21 protein-coding genes are annotated in these 23,606 nt (G+C 71.3%); 9 read left to right on the top strand and 12 right to left on the bottom strand.

Annotated features, from left to right (window positions below; all coding sequences use genetic code 11):
* Positions 1–138 precede the first annotated feature (138 nt).
* The 3 genes from ACFWBT_RS28465 to ACFWBT_RS28455 form a co-directional block, all read right to left on the bottom strand.
* Positions 139–1,245: an RNA ligase (ATP) gene (locus ACFWBT_RS28465; RefSeq protein WP_385705481.1), complete on the bottom strand. Its 1,107-nt coding sequence runs from the start codon at positions 1,243–1,245 to the stop codon at positions 139–141.
* A 91-nt stretch (positions 1,246–1,336) separates the two neighbouring features.
* A complete protein-coding gene (locus tag ACFWBT_RS28460; protein WP_385705479.1) occupies positions 1,337–2,083 on the bottom strand; it encodes a 3-keto-5-aminohexanoate cleavage protein in 747 nt (248 codons plus the stop codon).
* Positions 2,084–2,233: 150 nt separating this feature from the next.
* Entirely contained in the window at positions 2,234–2,836 is a 603-nt protein-coding gene (locus ACFWBT_RS28455) for a hypothetical protein (protein WP_385705478.1), read from the bottom strand.
* 289 nt (positions 2,837–3,125) lie between these two features.
* Here ACFWBT_RS28455 and ACFWBT_RS28450 point away from each other — a divergent pair, with 289 nt between their 5' ends.
* Positions 3,126–5,918 carry a penicillin acylase family protein gene (locus tag ACFWBT_RS28450; protein ID WP_385705476.1) on the top strand — a complete coding sequence of 931 codons (2,793 nt, stop codon included), beginning with the start codon at positions 3,126–3,128 and terminating at the stop codon, positions 5,916–5,918.
* A gap of 50 nt (positions 5,919–5,968) precedes the next feature.
* Here ACFWBT_RS28450 and ACFWBT_RS28445 read toward each other — a convergent pair whose 3' ends face one another.
* On the bottom strand, positions 5,969–7,291 hold the full coding sequence (locus ACFWBT_RS28445; RefSeq protein ID WP_385705474.1) for a serine-threonine protein kinase: 1,323 nt from the start codon (positions 7,289–7,291) through the stop codon (positions 5,969–5,971).
* Positions 7,292–7,417: 126 nt separating this feature from the next.
* Positions 7,418–8,656 carry an exo-beta-N-acetylmuramidase NamZ domain-containing protein gene (locus tag ACFWBT_RS28440; RefSeq protein WP_385705472.1) on the bottom strand — a complete coding sequence of 413 codons (1,239 nt, stop codon included), beginning with the start codon at positions 8,654–8,656 and terminating at the stop codon, positions 7,418–7,420.
* Between the two features lie 206 nt (positions 8,657–8,862).
* Between ACFWBT_RS28440 and ACFWBT_RS28435 the strand changes: the two genes are divergently transcribed.
* Genes ACFWBT_RS28435 through ACFWBT_RS28425 form a run of 3 tightly spaced genes read left to right on the top strand, consistent with a single transcriptional unit; the run spans position 8,863 to position 11,919 of the window.
* On the top strand, positions 8,863–9,624 hold the full coding sequence (locus ACFWBT_RS28435) for an SDR family oxidoreductase (protein ID WP_385705470.1): 762 nt from the start codon (positions 8,863–8,865) through the stop codon (positions 9,622–9,624).
* Positions 9,621–11,282: an AMP-binding protein gene (locus ACFWBT_RS28430; protein WP_385705468.1), complete on the top strand. Its 1,662-nt coding sequence runs from the start codon at positions 9,621–9,623 to the stop codon at positions 11,280–11,282. Before ACFWBT_RS28435 ends, ACFWBT_RS28430 begins: the two co-directional genes overlap by 4 nt.
* A gap of 43 nt (positions 11,283–11,325) precedes the next feature.
* On the top strand, positions 11,326–11,919 hold the full coding sequence (locus ACFWBT_RS28425; protein WP_351550371.1) for a TetR/AcrR family transcriptional regulator: 594 nt from the start codon (positions 11,326–11,328) through the stop codon (positions 11,917–11,919).
* Positions 11,920–11,994: 75 nt separating this feature from the next.
* Here ACFWBT_RS28425 and ACFWBT_RS28420 read toward each other — a convergent pair whose 3' ends face one another.
* From ACFWBT_RS28420 to ACFWBT_RS28390, 7 genes are all read right to left on the bottom strand, one after another.
* Complete coding sequence (locus tag ACFWBT_RS28420) at positions 11,995–13,209, bottom strand: acyl-CoA dehydrogenase family protein (protein WP_385705466.1); 1,215 nt, start codon at positions 13,207–13,209, stop codon at positions 11,995–11,997.
* A 6-nt stretch (positions 13,210–13,215) separates the two neighbouring features.
* Complete coding sequence (locus ACFWBT_RS28415; protein ID WP_385705464.1) at positions 13,216–14,238, bottom strand: phosphotransferase family protein; 1,023 nt, start codon at positions 14,236–14,238, stop codon at positions 13,216–13,218.
* Between the two features lie 146 nt (positions 14,239–14,384).
* On the bottom strand, positions 14,385–14,681 hold the full coding sequence (locus ACFWBT_RS28410; protein WP_356468433.1) for a hypothetical protein: 297 nt from the start codon (positions 14,679–14,681) through the stop codon (positions 14,385–14,387).
* A 161-nt stretch (positions 14,682–14,842) separates the two neighbouring features.
* Complete coding sequence (locus tag ACFWBT_RS28405) at positions 14,843–15,172, bottom strand: DUF202 domain-containing protein (protein WP_385705462.1); 330 nt, start codon at positions 15,170–15,172, stop codon at positions 14,843–14,845.
* Positions 15,169–15,561: a YidH family protein gene (locus ACFWBT_RS28400; RefSeq protein WP_385705460.1), complete on the bottom strand. Its 393-nt coding sequence runs from the start codon at positions 15,559–15,561 to the stop codon at positions 15,169–15,171. Before ACFWBT_RS28400 ends, ACFWBT_RS28405 begins: the two co-directional genes overlap by 4 nt.
* A 178-nt stretch (positions 15,562–15,739) precedes the next feature.
* The gene (locus ACFWBT_RS28395; RefSeq protein ID WP_351550389.1) at positions 15,740–16,255 is read right to left on the bottom strand and encodes an NUDIX domain-containing protein; all 516 of its coding nucleotides are present in this window, start codon (positions 16,253–16,255) and stop codon (positions 15,740–15,742) included.
* A gap of 38 nt (positions 16,256–16,293) precedes the next feature.
* Positions 16,294–17,187 (bottom strand): DMT family transporter, encoded by an 894-nt coding sequence (locus ACFWBT_RS28390; protein WP_385705457.1) that lies wholly within the window; start codon positions 17,185–17,187, stop codon positions 16,294–16,296.
* Positions 17,188–17,483: 296 nt separating this feature from the next.
* Between ACFWBT_RS28390 and ACFWBT_RS28385 the strand changes: the two genes are divergently transcribed.
* The 5 genes from ACFWBT_RS28385 to ACFWBT_RS28365 all read left to right on the top strand — a co-directional run bounded on the left by ACFWBT_RS28385 (position 17,484) and on the right by ACFWBT_RS28365 (position 23,596).
* A complete protein-coding gene (locus ACFWBT_RS28385; RefSeq protein ID WP_385705455.1) occupies positions 17,484–19,139 on the top strand; it encodes an FAD-binding dehydrogenase in 1,656 nt (551 codons plus the stop codon).
* 305 nt (positions 19,140–19,444) lie between these two features.
* Positions 19,445–20,395, top strand: a complete 951-nt coding sequence (locus ACFWBT_RS28380) for a hypothetical protein (RefSeq protein WP_385705453.1) — start codon at positions 19,445–19,447, stop codon at positions 20,393–20,395.
* Between the two features lie 38 nt (positions 20,396–20,433).
* A complete protein-coding gene (locus ACFWBT_RS28375; RefSeq protein ID WP_356468419.1) occupies positions 20,434–21,999 on the top strand; it encodes an APC family permease in 1,566 nt (521 codons plus the stop codon).
* A gap of 288 nt (positions 22,000–22,287) precedes the next feature.
* Positions 22,288–22,977, top strand: coding sequence for a molybdopterin-dependent oxidoreductase (locus ACFWBT_RS28370; protein ID WP_266765606.1), 690 nt, complete (start codon positions 22,288–22,290; stop codon positions 22,975–22,977).
* Positions 22,961–23,596, top strand: a complete 636-nt coding sequence (locus tag ACFWBT_RS28365) for a cytochrome b/b6 domain-containing protein (RefSeq protein ID WP_351550404.1) — start codon at positions 22,961–22,963, stop codon at positions 23,594–23,596. Before ACFWBT_RS28370 ends, ACFWBT_RS28365 begins: the two co-directional genes overlap by 17 nt.
* Positions 23,597–23,606 lie beyond the last annotated feature (10 nt).

The raw sequence follows: 23,606 nt of genomic DNA, 5'->3' as shown, positions 1-23,606 counted from the left end.
TTACCCCGCGGCCCCGGCCCATGTTTTTCACCCCCCTCCTGCTTTTTGCCACCCCGGCCCGGCCGGGGGGGTTGCCCCCCCCCCGCGGCCCGGGCCGGGTGACGGCCCGCCTGTCTGCGTACTCCGGGCCGCCCCGGGCTACTCGTACTCCGTGCCGCCCTTGCGGGTCAGATAGGCCGGGCTGACCGCCTTCGCTATCGCGCGTCCGCCGGTCACCGGGCTGTACCGCTCGGCGGCCACGAGGGTCCCCTCCGGTCCGGCGGGGGCGGGAGCCCCGGGGCGGATCACGACGCCCTCGCGCAGATGCAGTTCCCGGCCGGACACGCTCTCCCGGCCGGAGGCGATCTCCAGGACGCGCTCGACGTCGTACGGACCCTCGTACAGCCGTGGCACCAGCGGGAGTTCGCCCGTCAGCAGCTCCTGCGCGTCCAGCCAGTGCACCTCGCCGTCGATCTCAGCGGACACGTCGAACACGGCGTAACCGACCGTCTCGCGGCGCCCGTCGGCGCCGTACGGCAGGTCCTGGACGCCCGCGCCGTACACCTCGCCGAAGATGCCGACGCGGCGCGAGCCCAGGCGGGCGGCGAGCCGGGCGGCGGCCTCCGCGACGCCGTGACCGCGCACGGCGCGCCAGTACAGATTGCGCGGATCCTCCTTCAGGGCAAGCGACTTGGAGCCGAAGCCCTTCGAGGAGACATGGACGCGGCCCTCGTCGGCGAGGTAGGTCAGCAGACAGGCCGTACCGTGCAGCTTCTCCGTCAGGACGACGGGCTCGCCCGGGGTGAAGATGTCCGGGTAGCGCTGGATGTTCTCGATGTCGACCCAGGGCAGCAGATCGGGTGCCGACTCGACGTCACCGTCCATGGTGGGCGGGATCGGCGGCACCCATTTCACGATGCCGAGGATCTCCGCGAAGTCCGTGCCGTCCTCGGCGGCCCGCGCCAGGTCCACGTCCGCCAGCGCCTCAGGACGGCACACGATGCCCTGCGACAGCTCGCCGCGCAGCCGCACCGCCCTGACCCGGTTCGACGCGCTGCCGGCGAGCCGCCCGGTCAGCCCCAGTTCCTCGATCAGTCCGGCCGGCAGCACGGACTGTTCCGGGATGTAGACGGCCCGCTCGCCGGTGCGGTACGCGCCCTTGGCGACCACGGCCCGATACAGGCCCACCTGGGCCAGTTCGAGCGCGTCGGCGTTCGGATGCTCATGGATGGTCAGCACTTCGGCGGTCACGCGCAGCGTCGACATGGGGAACTCCAGGTTTGCTCAGCCGTGTTTCATCGCCCCCAACTCTCCGCGGGGGAAAGGGCTGGAACCAGCGGATTTACGGCTGCTACCGTCAGCGGCTTCGTCCCGTCTGCGGCGGGCGCCGGGCCGCCCCGTACTGAGCGAGTCCCTCCGTCACCAGCCGCGCGTTGGACAACGCCCGCTCCCCGTCCGGGAGTACGAGGGTGTCCTCGAAGCCGGTCCGGGTGGCGAGGCCCAGCCGTCCCGCCAGGCGCAGCACCGGCCAGGCGCCGCCCTCCTCGCCGTGCAGCAGGACGGGGCGGCCGGACGCGGTGCCGAGCGCCGCGAGCAGGGCGCGGGCCGAGTCCTCGGCGGTCCGCGGCGAGGTGTCCGTCACCTCGGCCAGGACGCGCAGGACCCGCGGCGCGAGCGGCGATGCCAGGAACCGGGCCGCGCCGTCCGTGCCGGACCAGATGCCCGCCTCCACGCCGATCCCGCGGTCCAGGAGTGCCGCCGCGACCTCCTCCGCGCCGGGCTCGTGCCAGTTGACGGAGGCGTGGTCGGGCAGCACGGTCCAGGAGCGGACGCGATCGACCCGGGCCACCGGATCGGGCTCGGCCCAGGCGCCGGTGGTCACTCCGACCGGGACGCCGACCCGGGCCCGTATCGCTTCGAGCGTCGCCGCCACCACCCTGGGCGACAACGTGTCCCGTCCGCACGGGGTCTTGGGATGGACATGGATGTCCGAGGCGCCGGCCGCGACCGCCTCGGCCGCGGATCGGGCCATAGCCTCGGGCGACATCGGCACGACGGCGCCGTCGGCCGATCCGCGCGCTCCGTTCAGACAGACCTGCACCATGCCTCCGATGGTGCCGGACACCACTGACAATCGGGCGCCGGGAACTGCGTGCCCGGCCACGGACCCTCCGCGGCCGACGGCTCACCCGCAGCTCCCTGCCCCGTGCCGCTCAGCCCGGCGGAGTCCCGGCCGCCCGGCCCGGCGGGGCACTCACGCCGACACGAGCAGCCGGCCGCGCCTGGCCCCCGCCAGGGCTTCCGGGGTCAGGACGGGCCGCGGCACCACGATTCCGCAGCTCGTGCAGACGGGACCCGACGACGGTTCGTGGGCCAGGTCGTACATCCAGAGCAGGCGCTCACCGGCACACACCGGGCAGACGGCGCCCGGCTCGCGCTCCAGGGCGGCGATCAGCCGGCGCAGCACCTCGGCCAGTGATTGATGGGGGTGGACACGGGGGTTGTCGCACCATGCGACACCGAACCCGCCCCAGGTCAGCCGGTGCCAGTCGTCGACACTGCCCGGCCTGCGCAGCCCGTCGTGCTTCTCCTTCTTGCGACGCTGCGCGAACTCGACCTCGTAGGCGAGCCAGACGGAGCGGGCCTCCTCCAGTTCCTCCAGTGCGGCCACGAGCCGCGCCGGGTCGGGGGACCGGTCCTCCGGACCGAACCCGGCCCGGGAGCACAGATGGTCCCAGGTCGCCCGATGCCCGTAAGGGGCGAACCTCTCCAGGCACTTGCGCAGGGAGTACCTCCGCAGTGCCAGATCACACCTCGGATCTCGCACCTGTCTCGCCAGACTCCGGAAACCGGCCATCGTCCTGCACCTCCGTCACACCTGCACCTGCACTCCGGTCACTTCGGCGTCGTCTCGTACGGACGTCGTCGAGTAGACGTATCGACAAGCGATTCGGCTCCATCCAATTTTCCGATGACCGCCGCGAGCCGCCCGCCGAGTGCCCTCGGGCTACCTCCCGTTGCTGTCAGCCGGCTGTCGACCGGCCCCCGCACTCGCGATGAATCCAAAAAACTGACGCATGTTCATCTTCAAACTCGGGGATACCGGCGGTAACGTCCGGCCCACCCCCCCGTCGGTAGGAGCTGACATGCCACCGAGCACCCCACGCACCACCTTGGACAGACTGAGAACTCCCCGCAGATTCCCCAAGTTCCTCAAGGCAGCATCCCTATGCGTGCTCATTGCCGGTCTTTTGTCGCCGCTTTCCCCGGCGGCCGCCGCCGACACCTCGGCCGAGGCCGCCGCGAACGACTACTGCGGCGGCCGGTGCTCGGACATCCTGCCGCCCGGTGAGAACGGCAACGCGACCCTCGCCCAGATCCTGCTCAACCAGGCCTTCGGCACCCAGCCCAGCCACGCCGAGGACCAGCTCGCCCCCTACGGCAACCTCGCCTCCGGCTATGCGACGCTCACCGACGCCAAGATCAACGACTTCTTCAACGACGCCTCCTTCGGCGTCGCCTCCGACCAGGTCGCCTCCACCACCAAGCCCGGCGGCCGCACCGACGTGACGATCGTCCGCGACAAGAAGACGGGCGTCCCGCACATCACCGGCACCACCCGCTACGGCACCGAGTACGGCGCCGGGTTCGCCGCCGCCCAGGACCGGCTGTGGCTCATGGACGTCTTCCGGCACGTCGGACGCGGCCAGCTGACCGGCTTCGCCGGCGGCGCCCCCTCCAACCAGGGCCTGGAGCAGGAGTTCTGGCGCAACGCGCCCTACACCGAGGCGGATCTGCAGGCCCAGATAGACAGCGCGACCAACAGTGCCGGCGCCCGTGGCACCCAGGCCCTCGCCGACGCCAACGCCTACGTCGACGGCATCAACGCCTACATCGACGCCTCCGACAGCGGCCGCTACTTCCCCGGCGAATACGTCCTGACCGGCCACAAGGACTCCATCACCAACGCCGGCACCATCGACCACTTCAAGCTCACCGACCTGGTCGCGCTGGCCTCCGTCATCGGCTCGCTGTTCGGCTCCGGAGGCGGCGGCGAGGTCAACAACGCCATCTCGCTGCTCGCCGCCCAGTCCAAGTACGGCGTGGCCGAGGGCACCGAGGTCTGGGAGTCCTTCCGCGAGCGCAACGACCCGGAAGCGGCGCTCACCGTCCACAACGGCGAGAGCTTCCCGTACGCCGGCAAGCCGGACAGCCCGCAGGGCGAGGCGCTGCCCGACGCCGGCTCGGTGACCCAGGAGCAGCTCGTCTACGACCGCACCGGCAGCGCGGCCACCGCGAGCGCCACCAGCGCCACGGCCGCGGCGGCCAAGACCTCGCTCACCTCGGCCAGGCGCGGTATGTCCAACGCCCTCGTGGTCAGCGGCAAGCACACCGCCAGCGGTCACCCGATCGCCGTCTTCGGACCGCAGACCGGCTATTTCGCGCCACAGCTGCTCATGCTCCAGGAGATCCAGGGACCCGGCCTCAGCGCCCGCGGCGCCTCCTTCGCGGGCCTGAGCATGTACGTCGAACTCGGCCGCGGCCAGGACTACTCCTGGAGCGCGACGACCTCCGGCCAGGACATCATCGACACCTACGCCGTCGAGCTGTGCCAGGACGACTACCACTACCTCTACCACGGCACCTGCACGGCGATGGACAAGGTCGAGCGGACCAACTCCTGGAAGCCGACCGTCGCCGACGGCACCGCGGCCGGCTCGTACCGGATGCAGGTCTACCGGACCAAGTACGGTCCCGTGGCCTACCGCGCGACCGTGGGCGGCAAGAAGGTCGCGTACACCACCCTGCGCTCCTCCTTCATGCACGAGGCCGACTCGATCATCGGCTTCCAGATGCTCAACGACCCGGACTACGTGAAGAGTCCGGCGACCTTCCAGAGCGCGACACAGCACATCAACTACACCTTCAACTGGTTCTACGCCGACTCGGCGCACACCGCGTACTACAACAGCGGCGACAACCCGGTGCGGGCGAACGGGGTCGACGCCGAGTTCCCCGTGTGGGCGCAGGCCGCGTACGACTGGCGGAACTGGGACCCGGCCACGAACACCGCCTCCTACACCCCGGCGTCCGCGCACCCCAACTCGGTGGACCAGGACTACTACATCTCCTGGAACAACAAACAGGCCAAGGACTACACGACGGCCTCCTGGGGCAACGGCTCCGTGCACCGCGGCGACCTGCTGGAGGACCGGGTCGCGAAGCTGGTCGCGGCGGGCGGTGTGACCAGGTCCGCGCTGGTGAAGGCGATGGCCGACGCGGCACTCGCCGATCTGCGGGCCGAGGACGTGCTCCCCGACCTGCTGAAGGTCGTCAACAGCTCCCCGGTCACGGACTCCACGGCCGCGGCGGCGGTGAGCAAGCTGTCCGCGTGGGTGACGGCGGGCGCCAAGCGCAAGGAGACCTCGGCCGGCTCACACACCTACGCCGACGCCGACGCGGTCCGCATCCTCGACGCCTGGTGGCCGCTGCTGGTGAAGGCGGAGTTCCAGCCCGGACTCGGCAGTGACCTCTACACCGCGTTCGGTGGCAACCTCCCCATCGACGAGGCGCCGTCGGCCGGGCACGGACCGACCGGCTCGCACGCCGGAAGCTCCTTCCAGTACGGCTGGTGGAGTTATGTCGACAAGGACATCCGGGCGGTGCTGGGGGAGACCGTGCGGGGCGGCCTGCCGCAGAAGTACTGCGGTGCCGGCAGTCTCAGTGCCTGTCGGGACACCCTGATCAGCACCCTGAAGGAGGCGGCGGGCAAGACCGCGGCCACCGTCTACCCCGGCGACGACCAGTGCTCGGCGGGCGACCAGTGGTGCGCCGACTCGATCGTCCAGCGGACGCTCGGCGGCATCAAGCACGGCAAGATCAGCTGGCAGAACCGGCCGACCTACCAGCAGGTCGTCGAGTACACCTCACACCGGTGAGCACGGACCGGCGCCGGTAGGAGCGGCCGGCGCCGGAGCGCGGCGGCGGGTCAGCGGACGCGGCCCGCCGCCAGCACCAACCGCGCGAGTTCGCGATGACAGATGTCGCTGTGCGCACCCGAGGGGGCCCCGCCCCGGCGCACCACGGCGCCGGCGTCGACGTTCACGCATCCCGAGACCGGCAGCCGGGTGCGCAGGGCCTCCGCCAGCGTGAACGTCCGGGTCCCCGGCACCGCCTGCACCCCGTCGTGGCCCATCGCGCCCCACTTCGCGCCCAGCGCGCGGCCGAGACCGAAGTCCGCCGCGACGGACCGGGAGTCGCCCGCCATCCGCGAGGCCAGCGGGTAGATCGTGCCGAGCGCCGAGTCGAAGGGGGAGTAGCAGCACACCAGCGGGCCGTCGATCCGGTTGTGCTGCCCGTCCAGCACTCCGCTCGCCCGCGCGTCGTGCGGCAGGCGCGCCGCGAACGCGTAGTGCGAGAAGGCGCCTTGGAGCAGCGTCACCGACTTCACCGTGCGCACCCCCGGAGGCAGCCCGCGCAGCGCGAAGGAGACCAGCCGGCCGCCGAAGCTGTGCCCGACCAGATGCACGCGCACATCCGGAGCCGCCGCCGCGAGCCGGCCGATCGCCCGCCCGAGCCCGCGCTCACCGACGGTCCCCGCGCGCCGCTTCATCGCGTAGTACGTGGCCTGGCGCAGCAGTTCGTGGGCCCCGTCCCACAGCCGGGGCAGCGCGAACAGGGCGGCACCGGGGTTCTCGGCCTCGGCGAGCGCCCGCGCGAACTCACCGCACACCGTCGCGGTGTCCCCGAAGAGCATCTCGGGGTCGCTCTCCGGCACGCCCGCCGCCAGGGTGTCCGCCGCGAAGGAGGTCTGCGGACCCTGCGGCCGGACCTCGACGAGCAGCCGTACGAGACGGCCGAACTCCTCCAACGAGGCTCCGTCGTCCGGCTGTTGATCGAGCAGCCGGGCGAGCTGTTCGACCACGGTGGCACGGCCGGGGAACACCTCCAGAAGCGCGTGCCGGGTGTTCTTGCCGAGAGCCGGTGGCACCTCGGGAGCGACGTCGACCGCCACCGACCTGGGGAAGTCCGGGATCGGCTCGTCCGAGAAGCGCATCGAGGGCCACATCACGCCCACGTAGCCGAGGCGCGCGGTCGGCGCGAGCTCCGGGAGGGGCTCGAAGAAGCGGCTGCAGAGGCGGGTGGCCCCCGAACGGTCGCTGTTCCAGCCGTGCGTGAAGACGATCAGGTCACGGACCCCGCGTCGCGGAACCTCCTTGATCCACCGGTCCCGCTCGCGGCCGTCGGCGTCCCCGTCCGCGTCGAACGTCAACTCCCAGTAGGGAGAGACACTCACTGCCGGATCCGTCATGACAGGCCCCCTGACCCCGCGGGCGGTGCGATATGGGCGCATCGTCCACCCGGCGGGGAAAGTTGGCCAGACGTCACGACTCATCCATCGCGCATCCGTCACTCGTCCGTGGAAGAGGGCGGCGGATCACTTGTAGATGAGGTAGTGCTTGCGAACCTTGCGGAAGGCCTCCAGCTCGTCCTGCCAGGCCGCCACGACCTCGTCGGTACGCGCCCCCGCGTCGATCAGCGTGCGCACCAGCGTCGAGCCCGTCAGCTTGTCGATCCAGTTGTCGGAGCGCCAGGCGAAACCGCTCCAGACCTGCCTGGCGGTCACCAGCAGGGCGATACCGGTGCGGACGGGTTCGAACGCCGCCCGGTCGTGCACATGGATCTGGACACCCCCGACGGTCCTACCCTGGAACTTGGAGAAGGTGGGAGCGAAGTACGCCTCTCTGAAGTGCACACCGGGCAGAGCCAGTTCACCGACCGCCGCGGCCCACCTCCCGTCGACGCCCTCCGCGCCGAGGAGTTCGAACGGCCGTGTCGTACCGCGCCCCTCCGACAGGTTCGTCCCCTCGAAGAGACACGTCCCGGCGTACACCAGCGCGGTGTCCGGCGTCGGCATGTTCGGGCTCGGCGGCACCCAGGGCAGCCCCCAGGCGTCGTAGAACTCCCCGCGCTTCCAGCCCGACATCTGCACGGTGTCCAGTTCCACGGGCGCCGCCAGGAACTCCCCGTTGAAGAGCCGGGCCAGCTCCGCCACCGTCATGCCGTGCGCCTGCGCGATCGGCTGACGTCCGACGAACGTCGCGAACTCCTTGTGCAGGACCGGACCTTGGGCCGCGCGGCCGGTGACCGGGTTCGGCCGGTCGAGCACCACGAACCGCTTGCCGGCGAGCCGCGCCGCCTCCATGCAGTCGTACAGCGTCCAGATATACGTGTAGAAGCGGGCTCCAGCGTCCTGGATGTCGAAGACGACGGTGTCCACGCCGGAGGCGGTGAAGATGTCGGCGAGCGCCTGACCGCTCTTCAGATACGTGTCGTAGACCGGGAGTCCGGTCGCCGGGTCGTCGTAGCGGCCCTCGGACCCGCCCGCCTGCGCGGTGCCCCGGAAGCCGTGCTCGGGGCCGAAGACGGCGACCAGGTTCACGCGGTCGTCGGCGTGCATCACGTCGACGATGTGCCGGACGTCGCGGGTGACGCCCGTGGGGTTGGTGACCATGCCGACGCGCTCGCCGCCGAGTTGGGCGTACCCGGCCCCGGCGAGGCGCTCGAAGCCGGTGCGGAGCCGGTGGCCGGTGTGCTCGGAGGCCTCGGCGGGCAGCGGAGTCAGGGCCGCCGCGGCGGTACCGGCCACGAGCAGTGACCGTCGGGACATGCGCATGGTGTGACCTCCGTGATCGCGGAAGGTTGACACAGGCACGCTAAGGGCTGCCGGGGGAAGTTCGTAGGGCGCGGATGCCTCCGGCCTGTCGCGGCTCCTCGCGCGGTCGCCCGCGCCCTGCCGGGAACCCTTCCCTTGTTACATACCGACTGGTTAGTCTGTCGTCGCAGCAGAGCCGTTTCACGTCGCGTCGAAGGAGACCCAGGGTGGAAGCCGTGCAGGGTGCGGGAGTGGTCGTCACCGGAGCGGGAGGCGGCATCGGGGCCGCGCTGGCCCGCCGTTTCGCCGCTCAGGGAGCGAGGGTCGTGGTCAACGACCTCGACGCGGACAAGGCGAAGGCCGTGGCCGACGAGATCGGCGGCATCGCGGTCCCGGGGGACGCCTCCCTGATCGTGGCCGAGGCCCGGGACGCCCTCGGCGGCACGGTCGACGTCTACTGCGCCAACGCGGGCGTCGCCTCGGGCGGCTCCGAAGCGGCCGGCGAGAAGGTCTGGGCCCTCGCCTGGGACGTCAACGTGATGGCACACGTGCGCGCCGCCCACGCGCTGCTGCCGGACTGGCTGGAGCGCGGCAGCGGCCGTTTCGTCTCCACCGTCTCGGCCGCCGGTCTGCTCACCATGATCGGCGCCGCCCCGTACAGCGTCACCAAGCACGGCGCGTACGCGTTCGCCGAGTGGCTGTCGCTGACGTACCGCCACCGCGGTCTGAAGGTGCACGCGATCTGTCCGCAGGGGGTGCGCACCGACATGCTCGACGCCACCGGCAGCGCGGGCGACCTCGTGCTCCAGCCGACCGCCATCGAACCCGAGGCCGTCGCGGACGCGCTCATGAAGGGGATCGAGGAGGACCGCTTCCTGATCCTGCCGCACCCCGAGGTCGCCGGGTACTACCAGGCGCGGGCCGCCGACCCCGACCGCTGGATGGCGAACATGAACCACCTCCAGCAGAAGTGGGAGACCACCGAGTGACCCGCTACGCCGACCGGCCCTGGGTGGCACTGCTCAGCGACGCGCAACGTGGACCCGTGAGCCCCGCCGACACCCTGGTGCACGCCCTCCGGGACGTGGTCGCGCAGACCCCGGACCGCACCGCGCTCGCCTACTTCGACGGGCGGCTGAGCTACCGCGAGATCGACGAACTGAGCGATTCCGTCGCAGGCCATCTGGCCGCCCGCGGTGTGGAGCGGGGCGACCGGGTGGCGATCATGCTCCAGAACTCCCCGCAGTTCGTGCTCGCCCTGCTCGGCGCCTGGAAGGCCGGCGCCACGGTCGTGCCGGTCAACCCGATGTACAAGTCCGGCGAGGTCCGGCACGTCCTGCACGACGCGGAGGTGAGCGCCCTCGTCTGCTCCGACCGCGCCTGGGACGCGTATCTGCGCGAGACCGCCGCGGACTCGCCCGTACGTGCCGTCCTGACGGCCTGTGAACGGGATTTCCAGACCCGCGACGACCCGCGCGTGCTGGCCTTCGAGCGACTCCCCCAGGACGCGGGGGCCGACGATCTCGCCGCCGTCGCCCGGCAGGGACACGGGGCGCCCGGCGACCGCGCCCTCGGCCCGTCCGACATCGCGCTGATCAGCTACACCTCGGGCACGAGCGGCACCCCCAAGGGAGCCACCAACACGCACGGCAACATCATGTACAACGCCGAGCGGCAGCGGACCGGCCTCGCACTGCCCGACGCACCCGTGTACTTCGCGATGGCGCCGCTGTTCCACATCACCGGGATGGTCTGCCAGCTCGCCGCCTGCCTCGACAGCGCGGGCACACTGGTCCTCGCGTACCGCTTCGAGGCGGGGGTCGTGCTCGACGCGTTCGCCGAGCACCGGCCGCTCTACACGGTGGGCCCCTCCACCGCCTTCATGGCGCTGGCCGCCCACCCGGAGGTCACGCCGGACCACTTCTCCTCCTTCGTGAACATCTCCTCCGGCGGTGCCCCGCTGCCGCCGGCCCTCGTCGAGAGGTTCCGGGCCGCTCTCGGGCCGTACATCCGCAACGGTTACGGGCTCACCGAGTGCACCGCACCGTGCGCGTCCGTGCCGCCGGGCCTGGAGGCGCCGGTGGACCCGGCCTCCGGGACCCTCGCGGTGGGCGTGCCGGGCCCGGACTCGGTCGTACGCATCGTCGACGACCTGGGCGAAGAGGTCCCCTTCGGCGAACAGGGCGAGATCCTCGTACGCGGTCCGCAGGTGGTGCCCGGCTACTGGAACCGTCCCGAGGCCACCGCCGAGACCTTCCCGGACGGCGAGCTGCGCACCGGCGACATCGGATTCATGGACGCGAACGGCTGGCTCTACGTGGTCGACCGCAAGAAGGACATGATCAACGCGTCCGGCTTCAAGGTGTGGCCGCGCGAGGTCGAGGACGTCCTCCACACCCACCCGGCGGTCCGCGAGGCGGCCGTCGTCGGGATCCCCGACGGCTACCGCGGAGAGACCGTCAAGGCGTACATCAGCCTGCGTCCGGGTGCTTCCGCGGACCCCGACGCGCTGGCCGCGCACTGCAAGGAGAGACTGGCCGCCTACAAATATCCGCGGCAGGTGGAGATCCTGCCCGAATTGCCGAAGACGGCGAGTGGGAAGATCCTCCGTCGGGAACTGCGTTCTCGGTCCGAGGACTCCCAGTAGAAGACAGCTATAGGTGTGAACGCCCGGAAGGCAGGTGGCGGCAGTGCCCAGGACGACGGACGGTGACGGTACGCCCGTCCCGCAGCGGCTGCTCGCCGCCGCCACCCGGCTCTTCGCGGAGCAGGGCTACGACCGCACCTCGGTGCAGGAGATCGTCGAGGCGGCAGGCGTCACCAAGGGGGCGCTGTACCACTACTTCGGCTCCAAGGACGATCTGCTGCACGAGGTCTACGCCCGCGTGCTGCGCCTCCAGCAGGAGCGGCTCGACGCGTTCGCGGACGCGGACGCGCCGGTGGAGGAGCGGCTGCGGGGCGCGGCGGCCGACGTGGTCGTCACGACCATCGACAACCTCGACGACGCCTCGATCTTCTTCCGGTCGATGCACCACCTCGGCCCCGAGAAGCTCAAGCAGGTGCGGTCCGAGCGGCGCCGCTACCACGAGCGCTTCCGCGCCCTGATCGAGGAGGGCCAGAAGAAGGGCGTCTTCTCCACGGCCACCCCCGCCGACCTGGTCGTCGACTACCACTTCGGCTCGGTCCACCACCTGTCGACGTGGTACCGGCCCGACGGCCCGCTCGGCCCCCAGGAGGTCGCCGACCACCTGGCGGACCTCCTGCTGCGCGCGCTGCGCCCGTAGCCGACCGAAGCACGGACAGCACACTGCGGCCCCACCGTCCGGTGGGGCCGCAGTGCCGTGCTCACACGCTTCCGGTCAGGCGTACTTCTTGATCTCCCGGTGCGCCAGCGAACGCTGGTGGACCTCGTCCGGTCCGTCGGCGAGCTTCAGCGTCCGCGCGGCGGCCCAGAGCTCGGCCAGCGGGAAGTCCTGGCTGACACCGCCCGCGCCGTGCAGCTGGACGGCCTTGTCGAGGATGTCGACGACCGTACGCGGAGTGGCGATCTTGATGGCCTGGATCTCCGCGTGGGCACCCTTGTTCCCGACCGTGTCCATCATCCAGGCCGTCTTCAGGACCAGCAGACGCAGCTGCTCGACGGCGACCCGCGCGTCGGCGATCCAGTTCTGGACGACCCCCTGCTGGGCCAGCGGCTTGCCGAACGCCGTCCGGGACACCGCGCGCCGGCACATCAGCTCGATGGCCCGCTCGGCCATGCCGATCAGCCGCATGCAGTGGTGGATCCGGCCCGGACCGAGCCGCGCCTGCGCGATGGCGAAACCGCCGCCCTCCGCGCCGATCAGGTTGCTCACCGGGACCCGGACGTGATCGAAGACGACCTCCGCGTGCCCGCCGTGCGAGTGGTCCTCGTAGCCGTACACCTGCATCGCGCGCCGGACGTCCAGGCCCGGGGTGTCGCGCGGGACCAGGATCATCGACTGCTGGCGGCGGATGTCGGCGCCGTCCGGGTCCGTCTTGCCCATCACGATGAAGATCTTGCAGTCGGGGTTCATCGCCCCGGAGATGTACCACTTGCGGCCGGTGATGACGTAGTTGTCGCCGTCGCGCTCGATGAGCGTGGTGATGTTCGTGGCGTCGGAGGAGGCGACCTCGGGCTCCGTCATCGCGAACGCGGAGCGGATCTCTCCGGCGAGCAGCGGCTCCAGCCACTGCTTCCTCTGCTGCTCGTCACCGAACTGGGTGAGCACCTCCATGTTGCCGGTGTCCGGAGCGGCGCAGTTCAGCGCGGTGGGCGCCAAGTGCGGGCTGCGACCGGTGATTTCGGCGAGGGGGGCGTACTGGAGATTGGTCAGGCCCGCGCCGTACGAGGAGTCCGGCAGGAAGAGGTTCCACAGCCCCTGCCTGCGGGCCTCGGCCTTCAACTCGCCGACCACGGCGGGCGTGTCCCACGGCGAGGCCAGCAGGGCGCGCTGTTCCTCCGCGACGGCCTCCGCCGGATAGACGTACTCGTCCATGAAGACGAGCAGCTTCTGGCGCAGCTCTTCGGTGCGCGCGTCGAATCCGAAGTCCATGGCGGATCAGCCTTCCTGAAGGGTGGTCAGGCCGTGCTCGATGAAGACGGGGGTCAGTTCGCCGATGCGGTCGAAGCCCGCGCCGACGGTCTGGCCCTTCGTGTAGCGGTAGTGGATGCCCTCCAGGATCACGGCGAGCTTGAACCACGCGAACGCCGTGTACCAGGAGACCGCGGACACGTCGCGCCCCGAGCGCGCGGCGTACCGCTCGACGATCTCGGCCGCTTCCGGATGTCCGGCGGCCGAGGCGGTCGTACTGATGGGGGAGTCGGGCAGGTCGAGCCGCGTGCTGTACATGACGAGCAGGCCCAGGTCGGTGAGCGGATCGCCGAGCGTGGACATCTCCCAGTCCAGGATCGCCCTGATCCGGTCGTCGGGCCCGATCAGCACGTTGTCGAGCCGGTAGTCGCCGTGCACGACGGTGGGCGCGGGGGAGCCGGGCAGTTCGCGCCCCAGGGCCGCGTGCAGCTCGTCGATCCCGGCGAGCTCACGGTTCCTGGACGCGTCCAGCTGCTTGCCCCAGCGGCGCAGTTGCCGGTCCAGGAAGCCCTCGGGGCGGCCGAAGTCGGCGAGACCCACCTCGGCGGGGTCCACCGCGTGCAGTTCGACCAGTGTGTCCACCAGGCCGAGCACCGCGTCGCGGGTGCGCTGCGGGCCGAGCGGGGCGAGCTGTTCGGCGGTGCGGAACGGGGTGCCCTCCATGAACTCCATGACGTAGAACGGGGCGCCGAGCACCGAGTCGTCCTCGCACAGCAGCACGGGGTTCGGGACCGGCACGGCCGTCGGATGCAGCGCGCTGATCACCCGGTGCTCGCGCTTCATGTCGTGCGCCGTGGCCAGCACATGGCCCAGCGGGGGCCGTCGTACGACCCACCGGGCGGTGCCGTCGGAGACCGCGTAGGTGAGGTTCGACCGTCCGCCCTCGATCAGCCGGCCGGTCAGCGGGCCGGTCACCAGTCCCGGCCGCTCACGGTCGAGCAGGTCGCGCAACCGGTCGAGATCGAGACCTGGCGGGTGGTCCGGGCTCATCATTGCTCCTCAGCACACGGGAACTGGATGTGACCATGATGCCGACCAGTCGGTATGTCGTCCAGCGGCTGCGCGAAACGTGATCGGCGTCTCCCCCGGAACGCGCGAACCGGGGGAGACGCCGTCGGGGCCGAGAGGTCAGCGGGTCAGTGGTCGTCCCAGTGGCCGTCGTGCTCGGCGTGCCGGTGGCCGTCGTGCAGATAGTCGAGATGGTCGCCGTGCGCCACGGCCGGGTGCCCGCAGCCCTCGCCGTGCTGGTGGCCGTGCCGGTCGTGCGCCACATGGCCGCTGGGCTCGCACTCGTCCCAGTGCCCCGAGTGCTCGCGGTGCAGATGCCCGTCGTGGGCGTAGTCGACGTGGTCCTCGTGGCGCACCTCGGTGTGACCGCACTTCGGGCCGTGGACGTGCTGGTGGGTGGGGTGCTCCTGGTGAAGGGTGGTCATCGTGCTCACCTTCGGCTGTGACTGACGTGGGTGGTCCGCGAGAGGCGGGAGTGAGGTGAAGAGGGCTGCCCGCGAGACGCGAGGGTGGGGCGACGACCCAGGCTAGCGTCACAAAGTGTCCCGATTCCGGCCATTTCGGGGCGCGTGGCGTCCGAGTATCCCTAAAACACCAACGCCACCGCGCACACGGCGAACGCCAGCGTGCACAGGGTCGCCGCCGTCGCGTGCCGGGGAGCGAGGACGGCCGGGCCGGCCCGGCCCGAGGCCGTCAGCGTCCGGATGCGGCGGTGGGCGACGGCGAGGAAGGCCAGCCAGAGGACACAGCAGAAGGCGCACGCCACGGTCCCGGCGGCGGAGCCGCTGTCGTGCAGGGCCGCCTTCGCGGCGAGCACGGCGACGACGGTGCTGGAGAGGGTCGTACGACGCCAGGCCAGCCGCGTGCGTTCCGGCTGGAGGCCCGGGTCCCGTTCCTCCCGGACGGGCCCGGTCATCCCGCCCAGCCGACGAGGACGACGACGACCATCGCGACCGCGACGACCGCGACGACGATGCTCAGCACCGCCGGGAACCGCGACACCGGCAGGTCCTCGCCGCGGCGCATCGCCCGCTCGCAGCGCACCCAGTGATTGACCGCCCGCAGTGAGCAGAGGACGCCCGCCACCAGCAGCGCCAGGGCGAGCCCCGCCCGCCAGGCCCAGCGCAGGTCCGGCAGGAACTGGTCCACGGCGAAACCCCCGGCGATGAGGGCGAGCGCGGTGCGCAGCCAGGCCAGAAAGGTCCGCTCGTTGGCCAGGGAGAAACGGTAGTCGGGGGTTCCGCCCTCCTCCCGGATCTCCTGGGGCGCGAACCACAACCGGACATGACGTACGAGTTCGATCACGTCCAGACCCTACCGGGGCACCCTCCAGGGGAGGCTGCCGGTGCAGCCCGTCACCGTTCGGGTCATGGGTATCCCCCGTCGCCCGCCGGTCAGCGGGTGCCCGCGTCCGGTATCGGCCCGGCCCCGTGCGGTATCGCCCCGGTCCCGTGCGGTATCGCCCCGGTCCGGGACCCGCCGCTCAGTCCATCGCCCGGTAGTCCCTGAGCCGCTCGTGCGCCGCCAGCCCGTCCGGGACCCAGGTCCACTCCGGCAGTCGGCGCTCCACCTCGTCCTCGGTGAGGAAGTCGTGCCAGGCGACCTCCTCCACCTGCGGGTTCACCGGAAGCTCGCAGCGGACCTCGTACACGGCCGACCACCAGGTCGCTCCGGCCCCGTCGTCGTACAGGAACGTGAAGAGGGGGGTCGGCCGGGGGAGCCCGGAGACGCCGAGTTCCTCCTCGGCCTCGCGGAGCGCCGCGTCGTCGTAGGACTCACCCGCGCCGACGACCCCGCCGACGAACATGTCGTAGAGGGAGGGGAACACCAGTTTGGTGGGGGTGCGCCGATGGACGAAGATCCGGCCCTCCGCGTCCCGCGCCTGGATGAACACGCACCGGTGGCGCAGCCCGCGCGCGTACGCCTCCCCGCGAGGGGACTGCCCGATGACCCGGTCGTTCTCGTCCACGATGTCGAGGATCTCGTCAGCGGCACTCATGGAACCATCCAAGCAGCATGCGGCCGGACCCGGCTTCCTCAATGCGGCTGGAGATCCCGCGAGCGCTCCGGCTCCGCCGTGCCCGAGGGCATCGCCGGGTGCATCCCCAGCAGCACGATCCCCGCCACCACGGCCGCGAGTCCCGCGGCCTGCCAGGCGAGGGCTCCGGCGTCGGTGCGGAGCTGGTCCCCGAGGAAGCCCACCCCGCAGGCGATGCCGGCCAGCGGCTGGGCGGCGGTGAGCGCGGGCAGCGACATCCGCAGGGGCGCGGTCTCGAAGGCGCTCTGGACCAGGATCAGACCGGTGACGCCGAGGACGAGGACCGCGTACGGCTGCCAGCCGGTGAGCAGCTCGCTCCAGCCGCCGTCCCCGAACCGCTGGCCGCTGACCCGGGTGAGCGCGTCCTGGAGGCCGTAGAGCAGCCCGGCGGCCGTGGCGAGCAGCACGGGTCCGGCGCTCAGCCGGGACCGCTTCGCGTAGGTGGTGAGCAGCAGGGCGAGCCCGACCACGATTCCGATGATCAGCCAGTGCCGCAGCGGGTCGTCGACGGCGTCGCCGCCCTGCGGCTGCCCGGCCACTATGAAGGCCGAGACACCGCCCGCCAGCAGCAGGAGCCCGCCCCAGCCCTGTCGGCCCAGCGGCTGTTTGGTCTGATGGCGGGAGAGCGCGAGCGCGAAGAGCAGGTTGGTCGCCAGGAGCGGCTCGACGAGCGTGACCTCGCCCTTGCCGAGCGCGATCGCGCCGAGCACCATGCCGCAGACCATGAGTCCGATGCCGCCCAGCCAGCGCGGGACCCGGATGAGGTCGACCAGGAGGCGGGGGGAGAGGAAGTCGCTCAGCGGGGCGTGCGAGGCCGCGTTCTGCTGGAGCACGAAGCCGAAACCCAGACAGCAGGCCGCGCTCACGGCCAGGACCAGAACCAGAACCGACACGCTGGGTACCTCGAAACATCGGGAGTCGGGGACCACGGTGGAGATTCCCGCCGACTCTAGTGCCAAGGGCCGGATGCCCGTCCCCGGGAGAACCCGGAACCAGGCAGTTGACTCGGTCACCTTTCTTGCCGAAGGATCTGACCGATCAGTAACAAGTGCTGGTCGCCCGTGGAGGTCGACCACCACCAATGTCTCACCAACCAGCGCTGCTGCCGATCGGATCGTGACAAACGTCATCAAGTCGTCCCGTGGCGGCGACCCGATCCGACCAGTCGGAATGTCGAGAGGACGGGCCCATGGCCTACGACGCAGATGTGATCGTCATCGGAGCGGGCCTGGCGGGGCTCGCGGCGACCGCGGAGCTCGTCGACGCGGGCCGCAAGGTGATCCTCCTCGACCAGGAGCCCGAGCAGTCGATCGGCGGCCAGGCGCACTGGTCCTTCGGCGGGCTCTTCTTCGTCGACTCGCCCGAGCAGCGCCGCATGCGGATCAAGGACAGCCACGCGCTCGCCCTCCAGGACTGGATGGGCACGGCCGCCTTCGACCGGCCCGAGGACCACTGGCCGCGTCAGTGGGCCGAGGCGTACGTCGACTTCGCGGCCGGCGAGAAGCGGCCCTGGCTGCACGGGCAGGGGGTCCGCTTCTTCCCGGTGGTGGGCTGGGCCGAGCGCGGCGGCTACGACGCCAACGGGCACGGGAACTCCGTGCCGCGCTTCCACATCACCTGGGGAACCGGGCCCGGCCTCGTCGCGCCCTTCGAGCGGCGGGTACGGGAGGGGGTCGCCCGTGGTCTGGTAGAGCTGCGCTTCCGCCACCGGGTCACCGGTCTGTCCCGCGGCGCGGGCTCCGTCGACACCGTCACCGGAGAGATCCTGGAGCCGTCCGGCATCGAGCGCGGCCAGGCCAGCAGCCGCGCGGTCACCGGCGCCTTCGAACTCAAGGCCCAGGCCGTGATCGTCACCTCCGGCGGTATCGGCGGCAACCACGACCTCGTCCGCGCCAACTGGCCCGAGCGGCTGGGCACTCCGCCCGAGCGGATGATCTCCGGCGTCCCCGCCCACGTCGACGGCGCCATGCTCGGGATCGCGGAGGAAGCCGGCGCCCGCCTCATCAACCGCGACCGCATGTGGCACTACACCGAGGGCATCCAGAACTGGAGCCCCATCTGGGACAAGCACGGCATCCGCATCCTGCCGGGCCCCTCCTCCCTCTGGCTGGACGCGCGCGGCAACCGCCTGCCGGTACCGCTCTTCCCGGGCTTCGACACCCTCGGCACCCTCGAACACATCATGCGCACCGGGCACGACTACACCTGGTTCGTGCTCGACCAGAAGATCATCGGCAAGGAGTTCGCGCTCTCCGGCTCCGAGCAGAACCCCGACCTGACCGGCAAGTCGATCCGGGGCGTCCTCGGGCGGGCCCGCGCCGATGTGCCCGCTCCGGTCAAGGCGTTCATGGACCAGGGCGTGGACTTCGTCGTCGAGAAGGACCTCGGCGCGCTGGTACGCGGGATGAACGCGCTCACCGAGAAGCCGCTCATCGACGAGGCGGCCCTGCGCCGCGAGATCGTCGCGCGCGACCGGGAGATCGCCAACCCCTTCACCAAGGACCTCCAGGTCATGTCGATCCGCGGGGCCCGGAAGTACCTCGGCGACAAGCTGATCCGCACCGCGACCCCGCACCGCATCCTCGACCCCAAGGCGGGCCCGCTGATCGCGGTGCGCCTGAACATCCTGACCCGCAAGACCCTCGGCGGCCTGGAGACCGACCTCTCCTCGCGGGTGCTGACCGACGGCGGCGAACCGCTGGAGGGCGTGTACGCCGCCGGTGAGGCCGCCGGGTTCGGCGGCGGCGGAGTCCATGGATACCGGTCGCTGGAAGGCACCTTCCTCGGCGGCTGCCTCTTCTCCGGCCGTACGGCGGGCCGGGCGGCGGCCAAGGCGGTGGGCTGATCACGTCCGGAACGGGACGGCCGTCCACCTCGCCGGAACGGGACGGTCGTCCATGTCATGCGGACGGGCGGCCGTTGTCATCAGGACACGGCCGCCGTTCACGTTGCAGGGACAAGTCGGCCGTCCAAGTCGCCGGAACAAGGCGGCTGTTCAGGGCGTTTTGGGGCGATGCCCGCCAACTGTGTGCCATACAGGGGTAGTTGACACGTGTAGCACGATGACCGGAGCTTGACTTGAACCCGTGGCTCCGGGTTTGCTGTGCGTGATCACACTTTGACGAACCGCGCCTGTGAGGTTGAGCAGCGGTGTCACCACCCCCACCACCGCTGGGCCGCGGTCGCAAGCGCGCGGCCCAGGCCTTCGACGCCGCCCTCGACGACGCCGAACTCGTCGCCGCACGCACCTCGTTGAGCCAGGGGCGGTGGACCGACGTCCGCGACCTGCTGGCGGCGACCGGCGACGACTGGGACCGCCGCGGACACCGCGTCACCGTCCTCGCGCAGGAGTCCGCGACCCTCGGCTGGGCCCGTGACTGGCAGCTCGCCGAGCCGGAGGCCCCCGACGCGGCCGTACTCCTCGGCTGCGCCACCGTGGAACGCGCCCTGCACGGCAAGGCGCGCCCTGAGCACGCCCGCGACGCCTGCCGCGCGGCGGCGGCACTCGCCCCGGCCGACCCCACCCCCTGGCTCGGACTGCTCCTCCTGGAGCGCTCGCTCGGCACCGAGGACGATGTGGTCCGGCTCTTCGACGAGGTGCGCCACCGGCACGCCGGCCATCACCACGCGCATCACCTGATGGTCGCCCGGCTCGCCGAGCGCCGTGCCGCGGCGGGCCAGGACCCTCTGCACGAGGTGTACGACTTCGCCAACTGGGCGGCCGAGCAAGGGCCCGCCGACTCGCCGCTCGCGATCCTTCCGGTCGTCGCGCACGCCGAGCGCTTCCGTGTGCTCGCCGGCTCCGGGAGCGAGGCCACCGACCCGGTCGCCTCCGGCCACTGGGCCGGGCGCCGGGCCCGCCAGGTGATGAAGGCCGCCTTCGACTGGTGGCTGGAGTGGGAGCACGAGGACCATCCCCGACGGCTCGTCGACCTCAACTTCCTTGCCCACGCCAAGGTCTGCGAGGGCAGGGAGGCCGAGGCGGCCGCCCTCTTCCACCGCATCGCGGAGCATGCCACCCCGGCTCCCTGGTCGTACCCGGACCGCGATCCGTACCAAGCCTTCCGTGCCGCGCGCGACAGCGTGCTCGGCACGGGGTGAACGCCCCCTGACCTGACATCCGAAAGGACGACCCCGCGATGACGACGGGCAGTTCGAGCACATCGAGTACGTCGAACACGGGCAGACCGGCCGCCGACGACGGCGGCATCAGCACGTTCAAGGGACAGGACCGCGCCCTGCGCGCCGGCCGGCTGGGCACGGGAGGCCTGCTGCTGTCCGTCCTCGCGGCGACCGCCCCGCTCATGGTGGTCGCGGGTGTCATGCCCGCAACATTCGCGGTGATGGGTATCGTCGGGCAGCCGCTGCTCTTCGTCATCCTCGGCATCGTCCTCGTGCTCTTCAGCGTCGGGTACGCCGAGATGAGCCGGCACGTCCACAACGCGGGCGCCTTCTACGCCTACATCTCGCGCGGGCTCGGCGGCACCCCGGGAGCGGGCGCCGCCGCGGTCGCCCTCGTCGCCTACAGCGCGCTCCAGGTCGGCATCTACGGACTCTTCGGCTTCGAGGTCTCCGGCCTGTTCGCCACCTACCTCGACACCCAGGTCGCCTGGTGGATACCGGCGTTGGCCGCCGTACTCGTCGTCGGCGCGCTGGCCTGGCTGAAGATCGACGTCAACGCGTGGGTGCTCGGCGTGCTGCTCGTCATCGAGGTCACGCTCGTCGTCGTCTTCGACGTCGCGGCCGTCGGCGACCCGGCGGGTGAGGGGCTGTCGCTGCACGCCTTCAACCCGGACACCCTCACCGGGGCGGGCGTCGGCACCGCGCTGTGCTTCTGCATCGCGGCCTTCACCGGCTTCGAACAGGCCCCGGTGTACGCCGAGGAGACGAGCCGCCCGCACATCCTCGTGCCGCGCGTCATGTTCCTCGCCATCGGCTTCGTCGCCGTCTTCTTCGCGATCAGCTCCTGGGCGCTCACCGTCGCGACCGGACCCTCCGCGATCGTCGGGACCGCCCAGAAGCAGAGCGCCGGGCTGCTCTTCTTCCTCACCGAGTCTCGGCTCGGCTCCACCTTCACGGACGTCCTGCACGTGCTGTTCGTGACCGGCATGTTCGCGGCGCTGCTCAGCTTCCACAACGTCGTGGCGCGGTACGCCTTCGCCATGGGCCGCGAGGGTCTGCTGCCCAGCGCCTTCGGCCGCACCTCCGGCGCCAGCGGCGCCCCCGGCACGGGCTCGCTCCTGCACACCGTCGTCTCCCTGATCGTGGTCGGCGGCTTCGCCCTGGCCGACGACAAGCCGACCGGCGACCCGACCGCGCCCGTGCTGCAGCTGTTCACCTGGGGCGGCAACGTCGGAGCGCTCGGCGTCACCCTCCTGATGGCGTCCGCCTCCCTCTCGGTCGTCGTGTTCTTCGTCCGCCGCGGCGCGGCTCGCGCCCAGGCCTGGCGTCTGGTCACCTCCGTGATCGCGGGCATCGCCCTGCTCGTCATCGCGGTCTACACGGTCAAGGACTTCGACGTGCTCGTGGGCGCGGGTCCGGACTCCGCCCTGAACCTGCTGCTGCCCGCCGTCATCGGGGTCGCCCTGGTCGTCGGACTGGTCCAGGGACTGGTGCTGCGCTCCCGCAAGCCCGAGGCACACGCCCGGATCGGCCTCGGCAACGAGGCGTTCCAGTTGGACAAGGCGGCCGATTCCGCCTCCTGATGAGGCCCTCCCGTCCTCTCCGGGGCCCTTCAACCCGGACAGGACGTGAGAAGAGATGACGGAACGCTGACGGGCACCCGCCACCGCTGGATTTTTGGGGGTCGCGGGTGCTCGAATCAGTGGGTGAACACTGAACGGCCCGGGGAACCGGACCCGGAGCGACCGCGATCGCGGAAACCGGAGCGGCCGGAGCCGCGGGAGCCTGAGCGGCCCGAACCGCGGGAGCCTGAGCGGCCCGAGCCGCGGGCTCCCGAAGAATCCGAGGGGCCCGGGGAGCGCGGCAGGCCGATCGGCCGGCGGGTGCTGCTCGGCACGCTCGGACTCGGCGCCCTCGGCGTACTGACCGCGCCCACGCTCCAGCGCGGGATGGAATCCTTCCTCGCCGGCGCCTCCGAGAAGGACCCCACCGGTCTGACGGGGCTGCTGCCCAACGGGGGCGGCTTCCGCTACTACTCGGTGGCCTCCTCCGTACCGCACAAGAACGAGACGAACTACCGCCTCACCGTCGACGGCCTGGTCGACCACCCCACCAGCTACACCCTCGCCGACCTGCGCGCCCTGCCCCAGACCCGGCTGGTGCACGACGTCCAGTGCGTCACCGGCTGGCGGGTGCCCGGCACCCCCTTCGAGGGCGTACGGCTGTCCCATCTCCTCGACGCCGCCGGAGTGCACCACTCGGCCGGGGCGATCCGCTTCACCTGCTTCGACGGGACGTACACGGAGAGCCTCACCCTGAGGCAGGCCCGCCGCGCGGACGTCCTGGTGGCCCTGCGCATGCAGGACAAGTCCCTCGGCCACAACCACGGCGGTCCGGTCCGCCTCTACGTGGCCCCCATGTACTTCTACAAATCCGCCAAGTGGCTCTCCGGCATCACCGTCACCGAGGACGTCCGTCCCGGTTACTGGGAGAACCGGGGGTACGACGTCGACGCCTGGGTCGGCCGTTCGAACGGACGCGACGATGAACCCACGAGTTGACGACACCCCGGCCGTGTCCGCGCACTCCTCCCACGTACGGCGCTTCAGCCGGGCCGAGCGCTGGGTGCACCGGGTCACGGCCCTGCTGATGGGTGTGTGCGTGGCCACCGCGGCCTGCCTCTACATCCCCCAGTTCGCCGAACTGGTCGGCCGCCGCGAACTCGTCGTCCGCGTCCACGAATGGGCCGGTCTCATGCTTCCGGTGCCGGTCCTGGCGGGCCTGGCCTCCCGTGCGTTCCGCCGCGACCTGGGCTTCCTGAACCGCTTCGGCCCGCACGACCGGGTGTGGCTGCGGGCGGCGCTGCGCCGCGACAAGGACCGGGAGTCCCGCCCCGCCGGCAAGTTCAACGCCGGACAGAAGATCTACGCCGCCTGGATCGCCGGGGCCACGCTGGTGATGGTGGGCACGGGCCTGCTGATGTGGTTCACCCACCTCACCCCGCTGATGTGGCGCACCTCGGCGACCTTCGTCCACGACTGGCTGGCCCTCACCATCGGGATCGTCCTCGCGGGCCACATCGGCATGGCGCTGGGCGACCCGGAGGCGCGGCGGGGGCTGCGTACGGGATCGGTGAGCCGGCAGTGGGCCGACCGCGAACATCCGCTGTGGCGGCCGTGAGCGGATGCTC

It is taken from the genome of Streptomyces sp. NPDC060027, from assembly GCF_042737005.1.
Classification (GTDB): domain Bacteria; phylum Actinomycetota; class Actinomycetes; order Streptomycetales; family Streptomycetaceae; genus Streptomyces.
Note: the sequence above shows the minus strand (reverse complement) of the source record. Positions and strands in the feature narration are given on the sequence as shown.

Bases quoted from the DNA above. Each gene is read 5' to 3' on its own strand.
- ACFWBT_RS28465 (WP_385705481.1), bottom strand. From the start codon at position 1,245: ATGTCGACGCTGCGCGTGACCGCCGAAGTGCTGACCATCCATGAGCAT.
- ACFWBT_RS28460 (WP_385705479.1), bottom strand. From the start codon at position 2,083: ATGGTGCAGGTCTGTCTGAACGGAGCGCGCGGATCGGCCGACGGCGCC.
- ACFWBT_RS28455 (WP_385705478.1), bottom strand. From the start codon at position 2,836: ATGGCCGGTTTCCGGAGTCTGGCGAGACAGGTGCGAGATCCGAGGTGT.
- ACFWBT_RS28450 (WP_385705476.1), top strand. From the start codon at position 3,126: ATGCCACCGAGCACCCCACGCACCACCTTGGACAGACTGAGAACTCCC.
- ACFWBT_RS28445 (WP_385705474.1), bottom strand. From the start codon at position 7,291: ATGACGGATCCGGCAGTGAGTGTCTCTCCCTACTGGGAGTTGACGTTC.
- ACFWBT_RS28440 (WP_385705472.1), bottom strand. From the start codon at position 8,656: ATGCGCATGTCCCGACGGTCACTGCTCGTGGCCGGTACCGCCGCGGCG.
- ACFWBT_RS28420 (WP_385705466.1), bottom strand. From the start codon at position 13,209: ATGGACTTCGGATTCGACGCGCGCACCGAAGAGCTGCGCCAGAAGCTG.
- ACFWBT_RS28415 (WP_385705464.1), bottom strand. From the start codon at position 14,238: ATGAGCCCGGACCACCCGCCAGGTCTCGATCTCGACCGGTTGCGCGAC.
- ACFWBT_RS28410 (WP_356468433.1), bottom strand. From the start codon at position 14,681: ATGACCACCCTTCACCAGGAGCACCCCACCCACCAGCACGTCCACGGC.
- ACFWBT_RS28405 (WP_385705462.1), bottom strand. From the start codon at position 15,172: ATGACCGGGCCCGTCCGGGAGGAACGGGACCCGGGCCTCCAGCCGGAA.
- ACFWBT_RS28395 (WP_351550389.1), bottom strand. From the start codon at position 16,255: ATGAGTGCCGCTGACGAGATCCTCGACATCGTGGACGAGAACGACCGG.
- ACFWBT_RS28385 (WP_385705455.1), top strand. From the start codon at position 17,484: ATGGCCTACGACGCAGATGTGATCGTCATCGGAGCGGGCCTGGCGGGG.
- ACFWBT_RS28375 (WP_356468419.1), top strand. From the start codon at position 20,434: ATGACGACGGGCAGTTCGAGCACATCGAGTACGTCGAACACGGGCAGA.
- ACFWBT_RS28365 (WP_351550404.1), top strand. From the start codon at position 22,961: ATGAACCCACGAGTTGACGACACCCCGGCCGTGTCCGCGCACTCCTCC.